The sequence below is a fragment of the Dyella sp. 05T440 genome (genome assembly GCF_056395965.1).
The window spans coordinates 255,386-276,978 of record NZ_JBFTKN010000004.1 but is presented as its reverse complement, the minus strand read 5'-3'; the positions used below and the strand labels follow the sequence as shown (position 1 = coordinate 276,978).

General features: G+C 65.2%; 21 protein-coding genes. 16 read left to right on the top strand and 5 right to left on the bottom strand.

Translation table 11 applies throughout. From position 1 onward, the window contains the following. The first annotated feature begins 70 nt into the window (after positions 1–70). Positions 71–754 (top strand): hypothetical protein, encoded by a 684-nt coding sequence (locus tag AC1DE1_RS06895; protein ID WP_441601830.1) that lies wholly within the window; start codon positions 71–73, stop codon positions 752–754. 1,266 nt (positions 755–2,020) lie between these two features. Here the strand turns inward: AC1DE1_RS06895 and AC1DE1_RS06890 are convergent. Then, on the bottom strand, positions 2,021–2,494 hold the full coding sequence (locus tag AC1DE1_RS06890; protein ID WP_441601831.1) for a GNAT family N-acetyltransferase: 474 nt from the start codon (positions 2,492–2,494) through the stop codon (positions 2,021–2,023). A 367-nt stretch (positions 2,495–2,861) separates the two neighbouring features. Here AC1DE1_RS06890 and AC1DE1_RS06885 point away from each other — a divergent pair, with 367 nt between their 5' ends. Further along, on the top strand, positions 2,862–4,346 hold the full coding sequence (locus AC1DE1_RS06885; RefSeq protein ID WP_441601832.1) for a RimK family protein: 1,485 nt from the start codon (positions 2,862–2,864) through the stop codon (positions 4,344–4,346). A 271-nt stretch (positions 4,347–4,617) separates the two neighbouring features. Here AC1DE1_RS06885 and AC1DE1_RS06880 read toward each other — a convergent pair whose 3' ends face one another. Further along, complete coding sequence (locus AC1DE1_RS06880; protein ID WP_441601833.1) at positions 4,618–4,875, bottom strand: hypothetical protein; 258 nt, start codon at positions 4,873–4,875, stop codon at positions 4,618–4,620. Between the two features lie 155 nt (positions 4,876–5,030). Between AC1DE1_RS06880 and aroE the strand changes: the two genes are divergently transcribed. The 6 genes from aroE (at position 5,031) to AC1DE1_RS06850 (ending at position 10,314) form a co-directional block, all read left to right on the top strand. Continuing rightward, a complete protein-coding gene (gene aroE / locus AC1DE1_RS06875) occupies positions 5,031–5,861 on the top strand; it encodes a shikimate dehydrogenase (protein WP_441601834.1) in 831 nt (276 codons plus the stop codon). 10 nt (positions 5,862–5,871) lie between these two features. Next, positions 5,872–6,159, top strand: coding sequence for a YkgJ family cysteine cluster protein (locus AC1DE1_RS06870; protein ID WP_441601835.1), 288 nt, complete (start codon positions 5,872–5,874; stop codon positions 6,157–6,159). A 126-nt stretch (positions 6,160–6,285) separates the two neighbouring features. Further along, complete coding sequence (locus AC1DE1_RS06865) at positions 6,286–8,052, top strand: peptide-N4-asparagine amidase (protein ID WP_477179028.1); 1,767 nt, start codon at positions 6,286–6,288, stop codon at positions 8,050–8,052. A 152-nt stretch (positions 8,053–8,204) separates the two neighbouring features. Next, positions 8,205–9,272 carry an energy transducer TonB gene (locus AC1DE1_RS06860; protein ID WP_441601837.1) on the top strand — a complete coding sequence of 356 codons (1,068 nt, stop codon included), beginning with the start codon at positions 8,205–8,207 and terminating at the stop codon, positions 9,270–9,272. 57 nt (positions 9,273–9,329) lie between these two features. Then, positions 9,330–9,620: a hypothetical protein gene (locus tag AC1DE1_RS06855; protein WP_441601838.1), complete on the top strand. Its 291-nt coding sequence runs from the start codon at positions 9,330–9,332 to the stop codon at positions 9,618–9,620. Between the two features lie 145 nt (positions 9,621–9,765). Next, positions 9,766–10,314, top strand: a complete 549-nt coding sequence (locus AC1DE1_RS06850; RefSeq protein ID WP_441601839.1) for a hypothetical protein — start codon at positions 9,766–9,768, stop codon at positions 10,312–10,314. Between the two features lie 6 nt (positions 10,315–10,320). Here AC1DE1_RS06850 and AC1DE1_RS06845 read toward each other — a convergent pair whose 3' ends face one another. The 3 genes from AC1DE1_RS06845 to AC1DE1_RS06835 all read right to left on the bottom strand — a co-directional run bounded on the left by AC1DE1_RS06845 (position 10,321) and on the right by AC1DE1_RS06835 (position 13,069). Beyond that, complete coding sequence (locus tag AC1DE1_RS06845; protein WP_441601840.1) at positions 10,321–10,653, bottom strand: low molecular weight protein tyrosine phosphatase family protein; 333 nt, start codon at positions 10,651–10,653, stop codon at positions 10,321–10,323. Beyond that, a complete protein-coding gene (locus tag AC1DE1_RS06840) occupies positions 10,650–11,186 on the bottom strand; it encodes a gamma carbonic anhydrase family protein (protein ID WP_441601841.1) in 537 nt (178 codons plus the stop codon). The genes AC1DE1_RS06845 and AC1DE1_RS06840 overlap by 4 nt, the downstream gene beginning before the upstream one ends. A gap of 167 nt (positions 11,187–11,353) precedes the next feature. Then, the gene (locus AC1DE1_RS06835; protein ID WP_441601842.1) at positions 11,354–13,069 is read right to left on the bottom strand and encodes a patatin-like phospholipase family protein; all 1,716 of its coding nucleotides are present in this window, start codon (positions 13,067–13,069) and stop codon (positions 11,354–11,356) included. A gap of 139 nt (positions 13,070–13,208) precedes the next feature. On the opposite strand from AC1DE1_RS06835, the gene AC1DE1_RS06830 reads away from it, so the two are divergent. From AC1DE1_RS06830 to AC1DE1_RS06795, 8 genes are all read left to right on the top strand, one after another. Beyond that, a complete protein-coding gene (locus AC1DE1_RS06830) occupies positions 13,209–15,251 on the top strand; it encodes a M3 family metallopeptidase (protein ID WP_441601843.1) in 2,043 nt (680 codons plus the stop codon). A 59-nt stretch (positions 15,252–15,310) separates the two neighbouring features. Further along, a complete protein-coding gene (xth, locus tag AC1DE1_RS06825) occupies positions 15,311–16,090 on the top strand; it encodes an exodeoxyribonuclease III (RefSeq protein ID WP_441601844.1) in 780 nt (259 codons plus the stop codon). Between the two features lie 29 nt (positions 16,091–16,119). Next, positions 16,120–16,797, top strand: a complete 678-nt coding sequence (locus AC1DE1_RS06820; protein WP_441601845.1) for a YecA/YgfB family protein — start codon at positions 16,120–16,122, stop codon at positions 16,795–16,797. 114 nt (positions 16,798–16,911) lie between these two features. Then, positions 16,912–17,745, top strand: a complete 834-nt coding sequence (locus AC1DE1_RS06815) for a pirin family protein (protein WP_441601846.1) — start codon at positions 16,912–16,914, stop codon at positions 17,743–17,745. Positions 17,746–18,106: 361 nt separating this feature from the next. Then, positions 18,107–18,565: an SPFH domain-containing protein gene (locus AC1DE1_RS06810; protein ID WP_441601847.1), complete on the top strand. Its 459-nt coding sequence runs from the start codon at positions 18,107–18,109 to the stop codon at positions 18,563–18,565. Between the two features lie 254 nt (positions 18,566–18,819). Then, complete coding sequence (rsmG, locus tag AC1DE1_RS06805; RefSeq protein WP_441601848.1) at positions 18,820–19,455, top strand: 16S rRNA (guanine(527)-N(7))-methyltransferase RsmG; 636 nt, start codon at positions 18,820–18,822, stop codon at positions 19,453–19,455. Positions 19,456–19,507: 52 nt separating this feature from the next. Beyond that, complete coding sequence (locus AC1DE1_RS06800) at positions 19,508–20,371, top strand: ParA family protein (RefSeq protein ID WP_441601849.1); 864 nt, start codon at positions 19,508–19,510, stop codon at positions 20,369–20,371. 2 nt (positions 20,372–20,373) lie between these two features. Next, positions 20,374–21,246 (top strand): ParB/RepB/Spo0J family partition protein, encoded by an 873-nt coding sequence (locus AC1DE1_RS06795; RefSeq protein ID WP_477179027.1) that lies wholly within the window; start codon positions 20,374–20,376, stop codon positions 21,244–21,246. Positions 21,247–21,593 lie beyond the last annotated feature (347 nt).

The following is a 21,593-nucleotide window of genomic DNA, read 5'->3' as shown; positions in this document are numbered from 1 at the left end:
GAATGGCGCGTCAGCCGTTATGATGCCGCCGTCGCCGCCGCGAGCGGTTTGAATGCACAGAAGTACAACGATGGATTGGACCGCGCTGCTGCGCCTCCCTTCGACGATCCTGCTGATCCTGGCCGCGGTCGCCCTGCTGTTCACCTTGTTTCAACTGGTGGCCTTGCGCCAGCGCCTTGATGACAGGCAGCGCCTGGCAGCCGCCGGTCGTTCCGTGCTGCTGCTCGTGGGTTTCGCCATCACCCTGATACTGACGGGCATGGGCTTCGCGTTGCGCGGCTATCGCCTGCTCAGCGAAGAGACGCCGGTAGTGGAGATCGACGCACACATCCTTTCACCGCAGCGCTGGTCGCTCATCCTGCATTGGCCTGACGGCGCTTCCCGCCGCGTGGAAGTGGCCGGCGATGCGTGGCGCGTCGAGGCCGTGGTGCTGAAGTGGAAGCTGCCCACGATGCTGGCGGGCGTGCCGCCGCTGTACCGGCTGGATCGGTTGTCGGGACGCTACGACGACCCGAACGATGAAATGCATGGGCCGCGGACCGTGGTCGATTTCCGTGAAGGCGGCAGCTTCGATCTGCTCGATCTGCACAAGCAATATCCGCGCTGGGTGCCGGATGTGGATGTGTTGTTTGGCAGTGGGGTGTTTTTGCCGCTGGTGGATCAAGGGCATTACACGGTGAGTCTGATGCGCACGGGGGCGTTGGTGGCGCGGCCGGATGAGGCGACAGAGCAGCGCATCGCGCAGCCGTTTTGAGGTTGGGGTTTTGGGAATTGAGCGAGGGGGGAATCTCGCTTTGTTGCGTGGAGGCGGAGCCGCCCTCCGGTAGTTGTCGTTTCCAAGCGGCGGAAATTCGCTTGTTGTCCCAGCGCTGGCCGCGTTTTGCTCGTCATCCCGGCGTAGGCTGGAAGCGCTCTTCAACAGCCGAATGGCTGGTCATCCAGAGCCTCAGTGTTTGGTTTTAGCGATACGGCGACCTGGCTCGCCTGCCGCGGGCTTCCGACCTCCTGCCGGAGGCCGGGTCACTTTTCTTTGCTTGCCCACGCACGCGCTTCGAGCGCGCGCGAACGGCGAAGCCGGCCCGAAGGGCGGAGGGCAGGATGCCCGGAGTAAAGAAAAGTAACCAAAAGAAAGGGCCCCCCGGATGGCGCGCCTTCCGGGCCGTTGGCCCTCCAGGTGCGCGGGCGGGTTACGGGGACCCCGGGGGCAAGAGCCGCATCAAGAGCCACGCGACGTCCGACGCTGCTGGGCCGCTCTCTTGTAGGAGCGCACTTGTGCGCGACCAACCGGAGCGATGCACCGCGACGCTGCGGTCGCGCACAAGTGCGCTCCTACAAGGGGGACGCAGGTATGGGGATGGCGGATCAAACTTGCCGGTCGGCTCTTTGTGGGAGCGCACCCTGTGCGCGACAAACCTACGGAGCGATACACCCAGGCGTGGCTGTCGCGCACAGGGTGCGCTCCCACAGACAAGCCAAGCGCCAGGTGCGGCACCAAGTGCGCCATCTGTGAGCCACAGCCGATGCGCAGCGAGGCCCGGCTTTAAGTCCTCAGCGATTCGGGCGCGTTGCGCAGCGCTTGGAAGTATCCCCTGTGTACCCTCGGAGGTCGTCCCACAACGACGCGCCTCGAGCGTTCGGGCTTATCCCAACACGATGCTGCCGGCGTTATCAGGCCATTTTCTTTGGGTTACTTTCGACGCGAAGCTAGTCCCGTGGGATCTTTTGGGCCAGCAAAAGAAAAGTGACTCGAGCGGCGGCAGCCGATCGAAACGCCCGCCGCGTAGGCGGCACGCTGGCCTCAAGGTGACAAGGAAACACCGAAGCTCTTGATGACCAGCCATTCGGCTGTTGAAGAACGTCTCCGGCCTAGCCCCCCTCTTGTGGGGTGCACTGGGACGAGCAACAGAAACCGCGCTCGCCAAAATGACGAGCTACCGCGGCCGCACCAGCATGACACCTGAGATGAAACGTAACGGCGAGCAACCCAGCTCGGCCGAAGGCAATGAACTCGAGCAAACCCTCAGTCCAACACCTTTTCATACCGCCAAGCGTCCGCCCCATCCCCGTAATAGCGCGCATAACGCCCAATGCGCTTGTAGCCGAGTCGCTCATACAACCGCAGCGCGTCTTCGTTGTCCGTGCGCACTTCCAGCCTCAACGCCTTGCGATGACGTCTCAGCGCAAGTTTTTCCGCCGCTTCGAGCAGCGCGGAGCCCACGCCTTTGCCTCGCGCTTCCGCCTTGGTGGCGATGGAATACAAGCGCGCTACCTGGGTCCCCTTGCGGAAGAACACCACGGCCGTGCCCAGAAAGTTGCGGTGGTTGGCGCTGGCCACCAGCACTTGCGCGCTTTCGCTGTCGAGGTGGCGGCGGTATTGGGTCCGGCTGAGGCGATCGGTGGCGAAGCTGCTCTCTTCCAGGGCAACCAGGTCATCCAGATCGGAGAGTTCAGCACGACGCACGCGTACGGCGGCGGTCGCGGGCATGGGGGTCATCAGGGGCGGTCCCGCGGGCGCGATGAAACAAGCCGGGCACTCTAGTCCCCACACTCCCCGGGGGCAACGATGACTTGTGGCGCAGGTCACAACCCGTTCAATCTCGGCACGCTGCCGGCGAAAGATGTGAGCGAAAAGTGCAGGCCTTGCCGTGTAGCGGTGAGCGACGTGGCTACCGGCGGGCGTGCCGCAGTGGCAAAGATGGGACCGGAGCGTGGAACGATGCGGGCAAATCTTGAACCGCCTATGAGCCGGCCTGGCACCCCGCCTTGTGCCGCGCGATCCATGTGCCAAACTGCGCCCCTTGCGCCGTGCCGCCTCGTTCCCCGCGTGACGACACTCCTCGGTTCCATCTGACAGAGGTGTCATGACTCGTCTCGTGCTTGTTGTCGAGAAGGCCTCCGACTGGAGTTCCTACTACCCGTCCGCGGACGTAGTCACGGCGATGGATTACCTGCGCGAACCCGTCGGTGTGGACGACGAGCGCACGCACGTCATCAACATGTGCCGCAGCTACAAATACCTGGGCACCGGGTACTACGTGTCGCTGCTGGCCGAGGCACGCGGGCATCGCGTGATGCCTTCCGTGCGCACGGTAAACGACCTGCGCCGCCGCTCGCTGTACGGCCTGGAGATCGAGGACCTGAGCGCCAAGCTCACCCACTTCCTGCCGGCTGGCGGACGCGACACCACCGACTTCGGGATCCTGGTCTACTTTGGGCAGACCGCCCACCCGGCGCTGCAGGATCTTGCGCGCCAGGTGTTCGAAATGTTCCCGTGCCCACTGCTGCGCATCGAGTTCGAGCGCGACCGCGTGTGGCAGATCAGCGCGATCAAGCCGGTGGGCCTGCACACGCTGGACGATGCCCAGGAAGATGCCTTTGCCGAAGAGCTCGACCGCTTCAGCAAAAAGCTGTGGCGCAAACCCAAGGCGCGCAGGCAGTTCCGCTACGACATCGCCATGCTGGTCGATCCGCACGAGGCAATGCCGCCGTCGAACAAGAAGGCGCTCAAGTCCTTCATCGCCGCCGGCAAGGAACTGGGCATCGAAGTCGATCCGATCGGCAAGAACGATTACCAGCGATTGGCCGAGTACGACGGCCTGTTCATCCGCGAAACCACTGCCAGCGACAACCACACCTACCGCTTCGCCCATCGTGCGGAGAAAGAAAGCATGGTGGTGATGGACGATCCCACCTCGATCCTGCGCTGCACGAACAAAATTTTTCTCAACGACTTGATGGTGTCGCGCAAGCTCGCGGTGCCACGCACTGAAATTCTCTACCGCGACGACGCCAAGGGCCTCAAAGAGCTCTCGGAAAAACTCGGCTATCCGTTGGTGCTTAAAATCCCCGACGGTTCGTTCTCGCGTGGCGTGGTCAAGGTGGAAAACGAGTCCGCGCTCAACAAGGCCAGTGCCGAACTGTTCCAGCACAGTGCGCTGCTGCTGGCGCAGGAGTTTGTCTTCACGGAGTTCGACTGGCGTATCGGCGTACTCAACAACGAGGCGTTGTACGCCTGCAAATACTTCATGTCGCGCGGGCACTGGCAGATCTACAACCACGGCGCCAAGGGCGCATCGAAGACGGGCGACTCGGAAACCATCCCGATCGAGCACGCGCCGGCCGACGTGGTGAAGCTGGCGCTCAAGGCCACCCAGGCGGTGGGCGATGGCTTGTATGGCGTCGACATCAAGCGCGTGGGCAACAAGCCGGTGGTGATCGAGGTGAATGACAACCCGTCGATCGATCACGGCGTGGAAGACGAGCATCTGGGCGAGGCGCTTTATCGCCGCATCATGCAGGAGTTTCTGCGGCGCATGGAACGCAAGCGCGCCGGCGAGACTGACTGAGCACAATGACAACTGTGGGAGCGCACCCTGTGCGCGACTGCGGCGTGGCGATGTGCCGCTCCGTAGGTTTGTCGCGCACAGGGTGCGCTCCCACAGAAAGCTGCAACAGCAGTGGGGTGATACCGGCAGCCCGTCCCTGAGCTGCCGTCACGCGGGCGCGATCCGTCGCGCCGCTCCAGCGAGGTGCCCAGCCATCCCAGGCCGTCGCACGGAGCCCCACGCCACGGCCTTCCTGCCGCGGCATCCACTGCCAAGTGAATTCGTTGTCGCGTCAGTTCCAGATCAGCGCCGACGCCGGGCGGCGGCGCGAGCGAAACCGCAGGCCAAGCAGCTGGCGGGGCAGCGACGGCTCCAGCGCCAGCAGGACCACCAGTGGTGCGCCAATCAGCCAGAACGCAGGCGTCCAGCCCCACGCATCGGTATGCAGCGGGACCAGCGTGGTCAGCAGCAAGGCCGCGCCAGCCAGCAGCCATAGCAGGGCGGCACCAAGCAGGCGTTCGTGATGGGCTGTGCGATTGGTCGGGCGCATGGTCGTGTTCCGTGATCGGTATGGGGCAAAGCCTGCGCGGAGCCGATCTCAAAACCTGCGATGCCCCACCGGACAAGGCCTGCGGCGGGTAAAATGGACGTCCCGGTCCGACCGGGAGCCGCCATTGGCGGCATCGACTTTCATCAGGAGCGCGCATGAGTGCAGGACAGTTCGCGGTGTTTGGCCACCCCATCAGCCATTCGCTGTCGCCGCAGATTCACCAGTCGTTCGCGCGCCAGTTCGGCATTGACCTGGAATACCGCACCATCGACGCCGCGCCGGCAGACTTTGAAGCGACGATGCGCTCGTTCTTCGCCAACGGCGGCCGCGGCGCCAACGTGACCTTGCCGCACAAGACGGCCGCTTACGCGATGGCCCATGAGCGCAGCGTCGCGGCCACGCGCGCCGGCACAGCCAACGTGCTCACGCCGCTGCCCGATGGCCGCATCGCCGCCCACAACACCGACGGCGACGGCATGGTGCGCGACATCGCCGAACGGCACAGCGTGGATCTGCGCGGCCACACCGCCCTGTTGCTCGGCGCCGGCGGCGCGGCGCATGGCGTGGCGTGGGCGCTGCTCGATGCCGGCGTGCACACCCTGACCATCGTCAACCGCACGCCGGACACGGCCGATGCGCTGGCCGATGCCATCGGCGATCCGGCGCGTGCACACACGCGCTACTGGGAGGATCTCGCCGACCTCGGCGCGTTCGACCTGATCATCAACTCGACCTCGGCCGGCGTGCTGGGCAAGTCGCTGGATCTGCCGTTCGCCATCGTCGGCAATCGCGCGCTCTGCTATGACCTTTCCTATGGCGTAGCCGCCACCAGCTTTCTCGCCTGGGCACGCACCGCCGGCGCGCGCTACGCGTTCGATGGCCTGGGCATGCTGATCGAAACCGCTGCCGATACCTTCGAGCTTTGGCATGGCCAGCGTCCCGATACCGACCCGGTCTACGCCGAACTGCGCAAGCAGTACGGGTGAGCGAGTGATCATGCAGCGCCCGGCATCCGCGGCGAACGCGCCCACCTGCCGGGTCGGCTGCGGCGCCTGCTGTATCGCGCCGTCGATTTCTTCGCCGATTCCCGGCATGCCCAACGGCAAGCCCGCCGGCGTGCGTTGCGCGCAACTGAACGACGACAACCGCTGCGCCATCTTCGGTCGGCCAGAGCGCCCCGCAGTGTGTTCGGGCCTGCGGCCAGAAGCGTCGATGTGCGGCGCTTCGCGCGACCACGCGTTGGCTTATCTGGCCGCGCTTGAGGCTGCGACGCGCGTCAACTGACGCCGTCTTCATCTCGCTGAAGCGGCGCAAGAACTTACATGCGCAGACTGTGGACGCCTAGACGTCTGGGGTGGCTGGACCGTGCTAGTTTGCGCGACTCAGGGGGCACATCACGGGGAGAACGTCATGGTGCCTGAGGGACTGGTCCGCCTTGGGGCGGCTGCTGCGCTGGCGGCAACGCTGGCGCTGGGATTCACCGCGCAAGCCGCCGCCGATCCGGTGGTGGGTTCAAGCAATGTGGCCACCGCCGATCCGACCGTGCCACGGCCGCCAGGCCAGCCCTGTGTGGTGACGCTGTTCAGCAATGTCGCCTTCGATGATTTCAACGCCCGCCCCTATAGCTATGCGCCGCCGACCTCGTGCCCCGGCGCATGGTCGAAGGTAGTGCTGGAGGCGGACTTCTCGGTCACAGCCGGCCGCCAGTACGACCGCACCGCAACGCTCTGGCTGGGCGGCGTGAACCTCTACTTCGGCACCACCCAGGAACCGTCGGCCACGGTGTCGCCCGCATGGCATGTGGAGCGCGACCTCACCGACTACGCCGCCCTGCTGCGCAACGCGGGACAAGGGCAGGCCATCATCGGCAACCTGGTGAACGACACTTACACCGGCGTGATCCATGGCACGGCGCGCCTGCTGTTCTATCCGGCGTCGGTACGCGCCCCCGCGGCGGAGGTGCCCGACGCGGTGTATCCGCTGGGCAGCGATCCGGTGGGCAGCACGGCGACGCTCAACACCTCGACCGACAAGCTGGCGCGCACGCTGACTTTGCCGACCAATGTCGAGCGCGCGTATCTGGACGTGTTCACCCAGAGCCAGAGCGGCGACGAGTTCTGGTACACCTGCGTGCCCGACGCGTATGCCTCGGAAACCAACGAATGCGGCGGCGGCAATTTCCGCGAGGCACAGATCAGCATCGACGGCCAGGCGGCCGGCGTGGCGCCGGTCTATCCGTGGGTCTATACCGGTGGCATCGATCCTTACCTCTGGCGCCCCACGCCGGGCGTGCAGACGTTGAACTTCCTGCCTTATCGCGTCGACCTCACGCCGTTCGCCGGCCAGCTGAGCGACGGCAAGCCGCATGAAGTGGCCGTGCAGGTGGCTGGCGCCAACAGCTACTTTGCCGCAACGGCGACACTGCTGGTGTATCGCGATGCGCACGCCAAACAAGTGACCGGCAAGATCACCCGCAACACGCTGGTCGGCCAGCCGGCGACGCCGACGATCGCAAGCACGCTCGCCACTGCGAGCAATGGCGACCTCAGCGGCAGCATCACCACCAAGCTCGACCGCCACTTTGTGATCGAAGGCTATGCGAACACCTCGCACGGACGCGTCACCAGCACGGTGACGCAGAACACCGGCTTCGACGACACGCAAACCTTCGCCATCAACAGCACGGTCTATCGCCAGCAGACCGCGCAGCGCACCTGGTCCGACAGCAGCAGCCAGAGCCGCCTGGGCAACTTCCTGACGGCGGAGCGACAGGCGCATTTCAACTATCCCTTCTCGCTCGACTACAACCAGCAGCTGGCGAGCGATGGCAGCACCAGCGCGGCCTCGACCGTGCACCAGGGCTATCGCCAGCGCGATGAGCTGCGCCTGCTCGGCCTCACCCTCTATGGCGCCGATGTCGACAATACGGTGGATACCCAGGACACCCTGGTGTTCGATGCCGGCGGCAACCTGAGCAGCCATAGCGGTCAACAGAGTTCGCAGTCGTTCGCCTTCCACGACACGCTGGGCAGCTGCTACCGTGCATCGCTCACCACCCAGGCTGGCGTCGTGGCGAGCACCAACGCGGGCAAGGGCTGCCCCGATGGCAGCAACCGCGTATCGTGGTTTGCCCATCCGGATGGTTCGCCGGACAGCAGCCTGCTGCCGGGGCATTGATGAAGGACGGCGCAGTTCATACGGTCTGACCGACACGGCCAAGGTGTGAACTGCGTCACGTCCGCTGATGCGGGGCAACATCACCGCAACATGACGCCTCTAAGCTTGCGCGCCCAGCTGGCGCGCCGGCTTCCTTCATCCATGTGTGGCCCATGTCCCCCGCTTCGTCGAGTCGTCGTGCCCAAGGTGTAGCCCGCTACAGCCTGTTGATCCTCATCGTGCTCATCGCGGCGGCAGGAGGCGTCATCTATTGGCAGATCAAGCACGGCGACGACGCTGATCAGCCATCGCCGCAGCAGGTGGTGGCCGCCGCCGGCCCGGTGATCCGCGCAGGCATCGGCACGGATGAGTTGCTGCAGCACGCACGCGATGCCATCGCGGCCCAGCGCTTGCTGGCGCCCGCCGGAAGCAATGCTTTCGAGCTTTATCTGGCCGTGCTCAAGCGCGAACCGGGTAATCGCGTGGCGCAGGATGCGTTGCGGGAAATCTTTCCGTTTGCCGCGCATGCGGCCGAACAGACCATCGATGCAGGCGACGATGCCGAGGCCCAGCGGCAGATCGAACTGCTGGCGCGCGCCGATCCGCGGAACTACACGCTCACTCTGTTGCAGGCCAAGTTGCAGGCGCAACGCACGGCGGCTGCGCAGCAGGCGGCCCAGCAAGCTCAGCTGGCCCAGCAATCCAATCGCCGCGAGCCGTCGCCGGCCGCCACTATCAAGACACCGACGGCAGCTCCTCTGGCGCCGAGCGTCACTGCCGCACCTGCGCCCGCGCCGACCACCGCGCCGCCATCGGTGGCGCCGGCCAAACCCGGCAATGCGATGACACCCGGCGAACGGGCGATTGCACAGTTGAATGTCGAATCGACCACGGTGGAGGCTGCGCCGAAGTCAGCCATGCGCGCCCGCGCGCCGGCACCCGTACCCGCTGCCGCGGTGGCCGATGCAAACGGCACCAGCGCGCCCGTGCTTACCCATCGCGTGGAACCGGCTTATCCGCCGGATGCCAAGCGCACGCGTCGCCAGGGTTGGGTCGATGTCACCTTCACCGTGGAACCGGATGGCTCGGTGATCGGCGCCACCGTGGCCGATGCCGATCCCAAGTACGTGTTCGACCGCGCGGCACTCGGTGCGGTGTCGCGCTGGCAGTTCACACCGGGGACCCAGGACGGCAAACCGGTGGCGTTGCAGATGCGTCAGCGCATCGAGTTCCGTCTGTAATGCGAGTACGCAGGGACGAGAGCGCATAATCGGCACGGCCCCTCACGGAGTGTCGTCATGCCGCGTCTGATCGCCCCTGCCGTTCTTGCGCTCGCGCTGGTCCTGGGCGCGTGCCAGGCTTCGACGCCTGCCATGCCTGCGCCCGTGCATGGTTATGTCACCGACATGAAGGCATTCGATGCTTTCATCGCCACCCATCCCACGCCGCAGCAGTTTCGCGCGGCGTATCCGGATGTGCAGCTGGTACTGCCAGGCACCATCACCACCTTGGAATACCGCAGCAACTACAGCCGCTACTACGCCGAGCTGGACAAGGATGGCCGCATCACCGGCGGTCATTTCAGCTAGGCGCTTGGCCGTGCGGACGTCCATACGCGTGGTGAGTCTGGTGAGTCACATCGCTGACATGATGTATCGATAATGTGACACAGTTCCGCCGGGACGCCTGAAGGCAGGCGCGCCTGTGCGCGGGTTTCATCGATGCAACGGTGCCATGTCTCGTCTCGCTACCCTCGCGCCACGCCAGCGCGTGATCGTCGCCATATCCTTGATCGCGCTTGCCGTTGTGGGCGGCGGTATCTATCTGTGGCCGAAAGCCGGCTCGGCTTCAGGCGCCAACACGGCCGCCGCCACTGACGGTTCGGCTTCGGGCAAGGACGATAGCGGCGTGGGCATCCTGCTCGACCTGGCCAAGACGGCCGTCAGCGAGAAGCGTCTGGTCGCGCCTGCCGGCAGCAACGCCTATGAGTTCTACCTCAGCGTGCTGCAGCTCGATCCGCAAAACAAAGTGGCGCTCGACGAGCTGCACGAGGCTTTCCCGACCGCATCGGCTGACGTGGAACGCGCCATCAACAACAACAACCTCGACGACGCCCAGCGCGAACTCTCGCTGCTGCGCGAGTTCGACAGCACCAACTACATCCTTTCGCTGTTGGGCGGCAAACTCGACGCCCAGCGCCAGATCCAGATCCGCCAGGACGAAGCGCGCGCTGCAGCGATGCAGGCGCAGCAGCAGTCGGCTAGCAATGGGTCGATGTTGTAAATCGCCTCATCGCAACAACGGCCCCGCCTTTTGAAGCAGCAGCTCGACCAGTTCGGGCTGCATGAAGTCGTAGCGATCGGGGATATCCAGGCACACCACTCGCTTGCCACGCAGATGCGCCGCGTGACGCGATTGCAGCCTGCGGCGGTGCGATTGCTCCATCACCACGATGAGTTCTGCCCATTGGAGTTGATCGGCAGAGAGCGGCGTTTCCGCATCGCTCGCGAGCCCCGCCGAATCGACTTCCAGATCCGGCCAAGCGCCAAACACCGCAGCCGCAGTCGGACTACGCAGCCGATGCCGGCTGCACAGGAACAGCACGCGACGCGACGCCGTCATTGCGCGGCCAGGTAATCGTCTTTCATGCGCACATAGTGATCCGCCGAGTAGTGCAGCTGCTCGATCTGCTGATCACTGAGCACGCGCACTTTACGGGCCGGATTGCCCACCCACAGCTCACCCTCACCCACCACCTTGCCCGGCGGAATCACCGTGCCCGCTCCCACGAAGCCGTGCTTCTTCACCACCGCGCCGTCTAGCACCGTGGCGTGCATGCCGATCAGGCAGTAGTCCTCGATGGTGCAGGCATGAATGACCGCGCCATGGCCAATGGTGACGCCTTCGCCGATGATCGTGGGCACGCCGCCAGGCGAGTACGGGCCGTCGTGGGTGACGTGCACCACCGCGCCATCCTGCACGTTGGTGCGCGCGCCGATGCGGATGAAGTTAACGTCGCCGCGCAATACGGCGCCGGGCCAGATCGACACGTCATCGAATAATTCGACCGCGCCAATGATCGTGGAAGCGGGGTCGACGTAAACGCGCTGATGCAGGGTGGGCCAGATGCCCTTGTATTTGCGTAGAGGATCCATCGTTCTATGGTACCGCGCAGTGCCCTGTGGGAGCGCACCCTGTGCGCGACTGGGCGCAGCGGTGCGCGGCCAACATGCCTACCTGCTCGTCGCCAGCAGTGACCCTGAGGTAAGTCTTGTCGCGCACAGGGTGCGCTCCCACAAGGTGTTCTCCCAGCAGGTGTGCGCTACGACTGCTCTTCCAGCATCTTCCTTGTGTACTGATACCCCGCCTCCATCGCCCGCTCCCAATCTTTCCAGTCGAGCATGCCGATGTGTTCCAGCGGCGGCGTCAGCAGCAGGTCGGCGCGGTCGCGGCGGTGCTCGCTGGGGCCTTCGCTGTTGACCATGGCCGCGCGCACCAGGGTGGAAACCAGGCCCGGACGCTGGATTTCCTGCCGGCCCAGCAACAGCTGCCACCACGGCGGCGTGGCAAATTCCTCGGCCGTGGTGAGCAGGGAGATTTCCGCGCGGATATCGATCGCGGTGATGTGGGACAGGCCGTCCTCCGCCATCACGTCGGTGGGCAGGTTGTCGACCAGGGCGCCGTCCACGTACACACGGCCCTGTTGCAACACCGGCGGCAGCACACCGGGAATCGCGCTGGACGCGCGCAGCCAGAGCCACAGCGGCCCTTCGCGATGGACCGTCATGCCTCCGCCGGAAAGGCAGGTGGACACGCAGAAAAACGGCAGCGCCAGGTCTTCGATATCGAGTGCGCCGAAAGCGCGGCGCAGCATCAGGGCGGCGCGGCGACCGCGCGTGAGCGCCACGATGGGCACGGTCCAATCGGACAGTGGACGTCCTTGCACGAACGCACGGCGCAAAGTCTCGATGGTCGCGTCCAGTTCCCAGCCGGCGGCTACGCTGGCGCCGATGATCGCGCCGATACTGGTACCGCCCACGGCATCGAACGTATGTCCCGCTTCGTACAGTGCCCGCAGCGCGCCTAGGTGCGCCACCCCGCGCGCGCCGCCACCGGCTAGCACCAGCCCCCGCGCGTTGCCGCTGATCACGCGCGCCAGTCGCGCCAGGTCGGCGCCACCGCCGACATGGTGATGCTGGATGTCGCCGCTGAACTCCGCGCGCCAGCGTTGCGCCGCACCCAGCGCCGGCTGGCGGCCCGGATGCAGCAAAATCAGGTGCCGTGGACGATGCCCAGTCCGCGACGGGTCCATCGGCGCGGCCTCCGGCCACGGACGCGCGGGCTGCGCAGCCAGGGTGGGTAGCAGCAGCACGTCGGCCTGACGCAGGCAGCGCTGGCGCCACAAAGGATCCCCGACACTATCCAGATAGATCACGAAACGAGCCTGCGCTTCGCGCTCGGCAAACCAGTCGCTGCCGCGTCCGGCGCCGTGTTCGGCGTCGATCACCACGCAGCTGCCCCAGCGTTCCAGTTCCATCGCCAGCTGCATGGCCAGCGAGCGGGCAGGGACCTCGGCACTCGCCGGCAACAAGGCAAAGGTGCGTGCATTGCCGGGGCTTTCGTCGCCACGCATCCGTTCCTGCAGTCGGCCGATGGCCACCCGCGCCACACCCAGCATGGCCTGCGGATGGCGTTGGATCAGCGCCTCGTAGGCGGCAAGGTCCAGGCGCAGCAGCTCGCTGTCGCGCAGCGCCCTCGCCGTATGGTGCCGCCCCTCGCCGGTGATCAGCGCGATCTCTCCAATGCTGTCGCCCGCTGCCACCAGGCGTACCCGTTCGGTGGGCCCGTCAAACACGCCCAGGCTGCCACGCACGACGAAATAGAGCGCGTCGGCCGGATCGCCCTGTTTGAACAAGGTGCGACCGCCCGGCAGGGAAAACCATTGGAGTTCAGGGAGCAGCGCAGCCAGCGCCTCCTCCCCCAGGTGCCCGAACACATCGCTTCGACGCAGGAGGGCGGAAAAATCGGGCTTGGACATGGCGCGGCATGGTACGGGCCCGGATGTGACAAATCGTGACGATGGGGAACGGCGGCGGCTTGATTTCGCCCACCCGGGTCGCCACGCTGACGGCAGTCCGCAGACCCGCCATCGGCAGGCCGGGCGTTCAGGAGACACCATGGAAAACACCAATCCGCTGCTGGCCGACGACGCACTGCCGGCGTTTTCGCAGATCCGCCCCGAGCATGTCACGCCTGCCATCGATACCTTGCTGGCCGAATACCGCGCCGGCATCGAAGCGCTGACCGGCGCCAACGCGCCGCACGATTTCGACAGCGTCATGCTCACCCAGGAGCGACTGGAGCAGCGCCTGGCGCGCGCCTGGGCGCCGGTGGGCCACCTGCATTCCGTGGCGGACAGCGAAGCATTGCGCGAAGTGTATGGACCGGCAGAGGAAAGGCTCACCGACCACGCCATCGAAGTGGGCCAGAACCGTGAGCTCTACCAGGCGGTGCAGGCACTGGCCGATGCGCCGGACTTCCCCCGCCTGTCGCGCCCGCAACGCGCGCTGGTGGAACATGCGCTGCGCGATTTCCGTCTGTCCGGCGTGGCGCTGGAAGAACCCGCACGCTCCCGCTATCGCGAGATCGGCGTCGAGCTGAGTCGCCTCTCCACTGAATTCTCCAACGCCGTGCTCGACGCCACCGATGCCTGGCACGAACACATCACCGACGAACGCGACTTGGCCGGCATCCCCGACTCCGGCCGCGCCGTGCTGCGCCAGTACGCCAAGGAGCAGAACCTCGACGGCTATCTGGTCACGCTCAAGCAGCCCAGTGTCCAGGCCGTGCTCACCTACGCGGACAACCGCGGCCTGCGCGAACGCGTGTACTGGGCCTACCAGACGCGTGCGTCCGACCAGGGCCCGCAGGCCGGCAAGTTCGACAACAGCGGCCGCATCGATCGCATCATGGCGCTGCGCTATGAAGCGGCGCAGCTGCTCGGCTTCGCCAATGCCGCCGAGGAATCACTCGCCACCAAGATGGCCGCTTCGCCCACCGAGGTGATGGAGTTCCTGCGTGACCTCGCCAACCGCGCCAAGCCGGTCGCGCGCAACGAACTCAACGGCCTGCGCGAGTTCGCCACCAACGAACTGAAGCTCGACAACCTCGAATCCTGGGACGTCGGCTACGCCTCGGAGAAACTGCGCCAGCAGCAGTACGACCTCGACGAAGAGCAGCTCAAGCCCTACTTCCCGCTGCCTTCCGTGATCGAAGGCCTGTTCGGCCTCACCCAGCGTTTGTATGGGATCACGCTGAGCGTTCGCGAAGATGTCGATGTGTGGCATCCGGACGTGCGCTACTACGACGTGCGCGATGCCGATGGCCGGGTGTTTGCCGGTGCCTACGTCGATCTCTACGCTCGCACCGGCAAACGCGGCGGCGCGTGGATGGACGTCTGCCGCGCGCGCTTCCGCGACGGTGACAATGAGCAGCTGCCGGTGGCCTTCCTCACCTGCAATTTCGCGCCCCCCACCGAAGGCCGCCCTGCGCTGCTCACGCATGACGATGTGCTCACCCTGTTCCACGAATTCGGCCACGGCCTGCATCACCTGCTGACCGAAATCGCGCTGCCGTCCATCGGCGGCATCGACGGCGTCGAATGGGATGCGGTGGAACTGCCCAGCCAGTTCATGGAGAACTTCGGCTGGAACCGCGAAGCGCTCGATCTGTTCGCGCGCCACTACGAAACCGGCGAACGCCTGCCGGACGAATTGTTCCAGCGCATGCTGGCGGCTCGCCACTTCCACGCCGGCCTGTTCCTGGTGCGCCAGCTCGAGTTCGCCATGTTCGATTTCCGCCTGCACCTGGAATACAACCCGAACCAGGGCGCACGCACGCTGGAAGTGCTGGAAGAGGTGCGTCACGACGTGGCCGTACTGCATCCGCCGGCCTGGCAGCGTTTCCCGCATGCCTTCTCGCACATCTTTGCGGGCGGCTACGCCGCCGGTTACTACAGTTACCTGTGGGCCGAGCTGCTCAGCGCCGATGCCTTCGGTGAGTTCGAGGAACACGGCGTCATCGACCGCGCCACCGGCGACCGCTTCCGCCAGGAGATACTCGCGGTGGGCGCCAGCCGCCCGGCGATCGAGAGTTTCATCGCATTTCGCGGCCGTGCACCCGAGCCCGAGGCGTTGTTGAAGAGTCACGGTCTGGCTTGATGCATGCCGCCGCCCGCGAGGGCGGCGGCGTCTCTCCAGTCATCGCTTACAATGCCCCCATGAAAATCGCCTCATGGAACGTGAACTCGCTGAAGGTGCGCATTCCGCACCTCACGCAGTGGCTGGCCGATGCGCAACCGGATGTGGTCGCGCTGCAGGAAACCAAACTGGAGGACCACAAGTTCCCGGTGGATGAATTGGCCGCGGCCGGTTACCGCGCGGTGTTTTCCGGCCAGAAGACTTACAACGGCGTGGCCTTGTTGGCGAAGGCCGACCTCAAGGGCGACTTTGAGGACGTGGTCACCGATATCCCGAACCTCGACGACCCGCAGCGGCGCATTCTTGCGGCGACCATCGGCGGCGTGCGCGTGGTGGATCTGTACGTGGTCAACGGCAAGGCCGTGGGCGATGAAAAATACGCCTACAAGCTCGACTGGCTGGCCAAGATGCGCGAGTTCCTGGCGCGGGAAATCGAACGTCACCCGAACCTGGTGGTGCTGGGCGATTTCAATATCGCGCCGGACGATCGCGACGTGTACGACCCGGTCGCCTGGGGCGAAGACATCCTGTGTTCGCCGCCCGAGCGCGAGGCGCTCAAGCGCATCACCGAACTGGGCCTGCACGACAGCTTCCGCTTGTTCGAGCCGGCCGGTGAACACTTCAGTTGGTGGGACTACCGTCAGGCAGCCTTCCGGCGCAACATGGGCCTGCGCATCGACCTGATCCTGATCGGCGACGCCCTCAAATCCGCGGCAAAAACGGCCACCATCGACCGCACGCCGCGAACCTGGGAACGCCCCTCCGATCACACGCCGGTAACGGTTGAGCTGGATATCTGAAGTAACACAGCATCACAAACAGGCAACGGATGAATACACCCAAGACCGAGTGGCCCAGTTCGCTAGGCGACGACGAACTCGACGAGCTGGACCAATACCTGCGCGGCCATGTCGGCGAGGACGACCTGCTGCTCGATGGCGTGCATGGCCTGCTCTCCGCGCTGGCGGTGGGCCCGACGCTGGTATTGCCCGAAGAGTGGCTGCCCGAAGTACTGCACGAACCCTTCACCGACGAAAACGAAGGCAATCGCGTGCTGGCGCTGCTGGCCAAGCTCAACGATTCGATCACCGCCGAACTCGAGGTCGAAGCCTATGAGCCCATCCTCGGTGAAGTGGATACCGAAACCGGCCCGGTGCTTTCCGCTGCCGGCTGGTGCGAGGGTTTCAGCCGCGGCATCGACCTGCGCGCGGGGCTATGGGAAAAGCGCCTGGCGGACGATCCGCAGCTGATGGAAATGCTCGGTCCGGTGATGGCGCTGGCGGTGGACGAGGGCATCCTCAACGCCGACGCGGAATTCGAAAAGCTCAGCGACGATGAATACGACGAGTGCCTGTCGCAGGTGCCCGCCGTGCTCGGTGCGGTGAATCATTACTGGAACGAGCATCCGGTGAGCGAGGCGGAAGTCGAAGCCGCCGTGCGCCCGGTCGAGGAAAAGGAACCGTCGTCGGTGCCGCCGCGTCAGCGCAGCGGGCATTGGGTGCATTGAGCGAGGGGCTGGCCCCTCGCCGCTCTCGAAGGAAACAATCCGTTCCACCCACGCGTCTTGGGCTTGAGCCGCCGCAGCGCCATCATGTTGGCAGTCCACTTTCTGGAGACAGCCATGACTGAGCGCAGCATTGTTCGCCGCATCCGCGGCATCGACACCTCCGACGGCGCGGGTGTGAAGCTCAAGCGCGTCATCGGCCAGCCCGGCCTGGACATGCTCGACCCGTTCCTGTTGCTGGACGAGTTTCGTTCCGACCAGGCGGGCGATTACATCGCCGGTTTTCCCGAGCATCCGCATCGCGGCTTTGAAACCGTGACCTATATGCTCGCCGGGCACATGAAGCACCACGACAACCACGGCAACAGCGGCGATCTGGTGCCGGGCAGCGTGCAGTGGATGACCGCCGGCCGCGGCATCCTGCATTCGGAAATGCCCGAGCAGGAAGATGGCCTGATGTGGGGTTTCCAGCTGTGGGTGAACCTGCCCGCGAAGGACAAGCTGATCGCGCCGCGCTACCAGGACATCGGACCGGAGCGCATCCCGGTCGCGCGCCCGGCGGAAGGCGTCGAAGTGAAAGTGATCGCCGGTGAGTTTGGCGGCGTGACCGGCCCGGTGGCGGAAATCGTTACGCAGCCGATCTATCTGGATATCGCCGTGCAGCCCGGTGCGTCGGTGACCATACCGCTGCCCGAAGGCCACGCCGGCTTTGCCTATGTGTTCGATGGCAAGGACGCCGACGTTGCCGGCCAGCCACTCGCCCGCAGCGAATTGGCAGTGTTGTCGCGCGATGGCGAACTGCGCATCGCCGGTCGCGATACGGCGGCACGCGTCCTGCTGGTGGCGGGCCATCCGCTCAATGAAGCGGTGACCCGCTACGGGCCGTTCGTGATGAATACGCCCGAGGAAATCCATCAGGCCATCGCCGACTTTCGCGCCGGGAAGTTCTGACGAGCTGGCGTTTCCCAAAGACCTCGCCCAACAGCCACCCCGGTACGCCGGGGTGGCTTTTTTTCTGGGCGCAAGCGGCGAGCGAGCCGGCGTCCCATAGCCGACCCTAAAGCCCGCGTGTCGGCCGCCGTTAACGATTTGTAAGGGAAATCCTGACCTCGCTCAGCCGGTTGGCAAGATCAATGCATGTCCACGGTGCCTGCCAGCAAGTTCTCAAAATCAGCAACTTAGCTCGAAAGTTGGGTTGTAAGCGGGCGCAGGAATGTCGTTAAATAAGGATTAATCTAAACGGGTGCAAGTAGCTGTACTATCAACTTACAGTTCTTGCTAAGAAAACACACATAACTCGCTGTATTTTATTATGAATGCCCTGATTACACTCGTTGTCCTGGCCTTGATCGCGACTTTCGTCGCCGCGATCAAGCGCGTGCCGGCCGACCAGGTGCATAGCCTCTACCGACGAGGCAAGCCGTACCGCCTGCTGCAGCCAGGTACCCATATGTCACTCCCGCTGATCGACCGCGTGGAGCACCGCATCGACCTCAGCGGCCAGGTGCTGCGTTTCGAAGAGCTGCTGGCCGACGCCCACGACGTGCGTGGCACGGTGTACTGGCAGGTGCTGGAGCCGGAACGGGCCGACGCAGTGATCGATCATGCCGACCAGCTGATCCGTGGCGGCGCCCTGGCGGCGCTGCGCGACGAGCCGGAGGCGTTCAGCGCCGATCGCCGCGACCTGGGCTCGCGCCTCAAGCAGAGCATGAACGGCGCCCTGCGCGAGCGCGGCATGATGGTCACGCGGGTGGAGCTGGAATTCGCCTGATCCGGTGTGCTGCCGGACAGGCCTGGCGAAGGTGGCCTCAGAGCACCCGCCACAGGGGAGACCCTTGAAGCCCGCTACGGCGGGCTTTTCTTTGTCCTTCGTTTCCCCTCCTGTGGGAGCGCACCCTGTGCGCGACAAGCCACGCTTGGGTGTACCGCTCCGTGGGTTTGTCGCGCACAGGGTGCGCTCCCACAACTGGCGTCCCGTCGTACACACCCGGATACTTGCGTGCCCCGTTCCTGCAAGGCCCTTCCATGACCTCTCGCCAAGTCCTGCAAACCCGGCTGGAAAGCGGCATCGCCGCGCTTGGCGTGAGCTTGCCGGCGGGCGCCGTGGAGCGTCTGCTCGATTACCAGGCCCTGCTGGCGCGCTGGAATGCCACCTACAACCTCACCGCCATCCGCGATCCGCTGGAGATGGTCAGTCGCCATCTGGTCGATTCGCTGGCGATCCTGCCCTATGTGCAGGGCCAGACGCTGGCCGATCTGGGCACCGGCCCCGGCCTGCCCGGCATTCCGCTGGCGATCGCGCGCCCGGAGCTGCAGGTGCTGCTGGTGGATTCCAACGGCAAGAAGGTCCGCTTCCTGCGCGAGGCCATTCGCTCACTGAAGCTTGAGAACGTGCGTGCGGTGCAATCGCGCGTGGAAGAAGTGGAAGGCCAGTTCGATTGCATCACCGCCCGCGCCTTCGCCAGCCTGGAGGACATGCTGGCCTGGGGTGGTCACCTTTTGACCAAGGACGGCATCTGGCTTGCCATGAAGGGCAGGCATCCGGATGAGGAACTGCCTGGCGTACCCGCTGGTTTCGAGGTTCGCGCCATCCATACGCTCGCCGTGCCTGATGTGGGTGGCGAGCGGCACCTTGTGGTACTAGGCCGCACCGCTGGCTGAGCAGGCTGCTAATCTAGCCCCCTTTTCACTCGTTCACGGTATCGACGACACCATGGCCCGCATCATCGCTGTCGCCAACCAGAAAGGTGGTGTCGGCAAGACCACCACCGCCGTCAATCTCGCCGCCGCGCTGGCTGCCGCCAAGCGCAAGGTGCTCTTGGTCGATCTCGATCCGCAGGGCAACGCGACCATGGCGTCGGGCGTGGACAAGCGCGTGGCCAAGCCCAACGGCTGCGAGGTGCTGCTGGACGAGGCGCCGATCGAGCAGGCCATCGTCAAGACCGAAGCGCATTACGACCTGCTGCCCGGCAACGGCGACCTCACCGCCGCCGAGCTGAAGCTGATGGACGCGATTGCGCGCGAAAGCCGCCTCAAGGACGCGCTGTCGAAGATCGCCGATCGCTACGACATCGTGCTGATCGACTGCCCGCCCTCGCTGCACCTGCTGACGCTCAATGCGCTGACGGCAGCGACGGGTCTGTTGATTCCAGTGCAGTGCGAATACTTCGCGCTGGAAGGTCTATCCAGCCTGCTCGATACGGTGAAGGCCGTGCGCCAACGCCTCAATCCCGCGCTGGAAATCGAAGGCCTGCTGCGCACCATGTACGACGTGCGCAACAACCTCGGCAACGAAGTGTCAGCGCAGCTGACCACGCATTTCGGCGACAAGGTGCTGCGCTCGATCATTCCGCGCAACGTGCGCCTGGCCGAGGCGCCCAGCCATGGCCAGCCGATCCATCTGTATGACCGCAGCTCGCGCGGCGCCATTGCCTATATCGGCCTGGCCGGCGAGATGATCCGCCGCGATCGCAACCAGCAGGCGGCAGCGCTCGATCACGCCAACGACGTGGTCACGCCGACGCTGCACGAGAGTGACGAGACGCTCGACGACATCGTCGACATCCATCAGGAGTAAGCATGTCCGCTGCGAAAAAACGAGGCCTGGGACGCGGGCTCGATGTGCTGCTCGGCGGCAATGACGAACCCGGCAAGCCCCCGGTGCTTGAGCAGGAAGGCGAATTGCGCCACCTGCCGATCCAGCAGATCCAGCCCGGCAAGTACCAGCCGCGTCGCCATTGGAACGACGAGGCGCTGGACGAACTGGCGGCCTCGATTCGCGCGCAGGGACTGATCCAGCCGGTGGTGGTTCGCGCCATCGGCAAGAACCAGTACGAGCTGATCGCCGGCGAACGCCGCTGGCGTGCCGCGCAGCGCGCGCAGCTGTCGGAACTGCCGGCGCTGGTGAAGGACGTGCCGGAAGTGGCCGTGCCGGCCATGGCTCTGATCGAAAACATCCAGCGCCAGGACCTCACGCCGCTCGAAGAAGCCGACGCGCTCAAGCGCCTGATCGACGACTTCGCGCTCACCCACCAGCAAGCTGCCGATGCCGTCGGTCGCTCGCGTGCATCCGTTTCCAACTTGCTGCGCATGACTGAGCTGCCAGCCTCCATCAAGCGCCTGCTCGATGAAGGCAAGCTGGAAATGGGCCACGCCCGCTGCCTGATCACCCTGCCCGAAAGCATGGCCGAAGGTCTCGCCCTGGAAGCCTCCCGCCACGGCTGGAGCGTGCGCGAGCTGGAAGAAGCCGCGCGTCGCGCGCAGACGGCGCCCAAGGGCAAGGCCAAGCACACGCCGTCGCGCGATCCGAATGTCGACGCGCTGGAACGCGAACTGGGCGAGCGCTTTGCCACTCGCGTGGAGTTGGCGCAGGGGCGCGGAGGCAAGGGCAAGTTGGTGATCCACTATCACAGCAACGATGAGCTGGATGGGATTCTGGGGAAGATTCGCTGAGGCGAATGGCTTCGTCTTTCTGCTCGTCATCGAGCCCGTCGCGTCATGCGAGGACCCGGGCGCCAAGAGCCACAAAACGCCCGGCCTAGCCGGGCGTCCTTTTTTGTAGGAGCGCACTTGTGCGCGACCAGCCGACGGAGCGTTAGCGCTGCGGTCTCGCACAAGTGCGCTCCTACAAGGGGATGCACGCCGGTGGGGGCGGTCAGAGTTGCCGGCCCGCTCTTTGTGGGAGCGCACCCTGTGCGCGACAAGCCGACGGAGCGGTACACCCAAGCGCGGCAGTCGCGCACAGGGTGCGCTCCCACAGACAAGCCGGCACGGCGGCGGAGGCTCCGCCTTAAGTGCGG

What these genes read in the sequence shown, in the direction of transcription:
- AC1DE1_RS06895 (WP_441601830.1), top strand. Translation starts at nt 71, where the DNA reads ATGGATTGGACCGCGCTGCTGCGCCTCCCTTCGACGATCCTGCTGATC.
- AC1DE1_RS06890 (WP_441601831.1), bottom strand. Translation starts at nt 2,494, where the DNA reads ATGACCCCCATGCCCGCGACCGCCGCCGTACGCGTGCGTCGTGCTGAA.
- AC1DE1_RS06885 (WP_441601832.1), top strand. Translation starts at nt 2,862, where the DNA reads ATGACTCGTCTCGTGCTTGTTGTCGAGAAGGCCTCCGACTGGAGTTCC.
- AC1DE1_RS06880 (WP_441601833.1), bottom strand. Translation starts at nt 4,875, where the DNA reads ATGCGCCCGACCAATCGCACAGCCCATCACGAACGCCTGCTTGGTGCC.
- aroE (WP_441601834.1), top strand. Translation starts at nt 5,031, where the DNA reads ATGAGTGCAGGACAGTTCGCGGTGTTTGGCCACCCCATCAGCCATTCG.
- AC1DE1_RS06870 (WP_441601835.1), top strand. Translation starts at nt 5,872, where the DNA reads ATGCAGCGCCCGGCATCCGCGGCGAACGCGCCCACCTGCCGGGTCGGC.
- AC1DE1_RS06865 (WP_477179028.1), top strand. Translation starts at nt 6,286, where the DNA reads ATGGTGCCTGAGGGACTGGTCCGCCTTGGGGCGGCTGCTGCGCTGGCG.
- AC1DE1_RS06860 (WP_441601837.1), top strand. Translation starts at nt 8,205, where the DNA reads ATGTCCCCCGCTTCGTCGAGTCGTCGTGCCCAAGGTGTAGCCCGCTAC.
- AC1DE1_RS06855 (WP_441601838.1), top strand. Translation starts at nt 9,330, where the DNA reads ATGCCGCGTCTGATCGCCCCTGCCGTTCTTGCGCTCGCGCTGGTCCTG.
- AC1DE1_RS06850 (WP_441601839.1), top strand. Translation starts at nt 9,766, where the DNA reads ATGTCTCGTCTCGCTACCCTCGCGCCACGCCAGCGCGTGATCGTCGCC.
- AC1DE1_RS06845 (WP_441601840.1), bottom strand. Translation starts at nt 10,653, where the DNA reads ATGACGGCGTCGCGTCGCGTGCTGTTCCTGTGCAGCCGGCATCGGCTG.
- AC1DE1_RS06840 (WP_441601841.1), bottom strand. Translation starts at nt 11,186, where the DNA reads ATGGATCCTCTACGCAAATACAAGGGCATCTGGCCCACCCTGCATCAG.
- AC1DE1_RS06835 (WP_441601842.1), bottom strand. Translation starts at nt 13,069, where the DNA reads ATGTCCAAGCCCGATTTTTCCGCCCTCCTGCGTCGAAGCGATGTGTTC.
- AC1DE1_RS06830 (WP_441601843.1), top strand. Translation starts at nt 13,209, where the DNA reads ATGGAAAACACCAATCCGCTGCTGGCCGACGACGCACTGCCGGCGTTT.
- xth (WP_441601844.1), top strand. Translation starts at nt 15,311, where the DNA reads ATGAAAATCGCCTCATGGAACGTGAACTCGCTGAAGGTGCGCATTCCG.
- AC1DE1_RS06820 (WP_441601845.1), top strand. Translation starts at nt 16,120, where the DNA reads ATGAATACACCCAAGACCGAGTGGCCCAGTTCGCTAGGCGACGACGAA.
- AC1DE1_RS06815 (WP_441601846.1), top strand. Translation starts at nt 16,912, where the DNA reads ATGACTGAGCGCAGCATTGTTCGCCGCATCCGCGGCATCGACACCTCC.
- AC1DE1_RS06810 (WP_441601847.1), top strand. Translation starts at nt 18,107, where the DNA reads ATGAATGCCCTGATTACACTCGTTGTCCTGGCCTTGATCGCGACTTTC.
- rsmG (WP_441601848.1), top strand. Translation starts at nt 18,820, where the DNA reads ATGACCTCTCGCCAAGTCCTGCAAACCCGGCTGGAAAGCGGCATCGCC.
- AC1DE1_RS06800 (WP_441601849.1), top strand. Translation starts at nt 19,508, where the DNA reads ATGGCCCGCATCATCGCTGTCGCCAACCAGAAAGGTGGTGTCGGCAAG.
- AC1DE1_RS06795 (WP_477179027.1), top strand. Translation starts at nt 20,374, where the DNA reads ATGTCCGCTGCGAAAAAACGAGGCCTGGGACGCGGGCTCGATGTGCTG.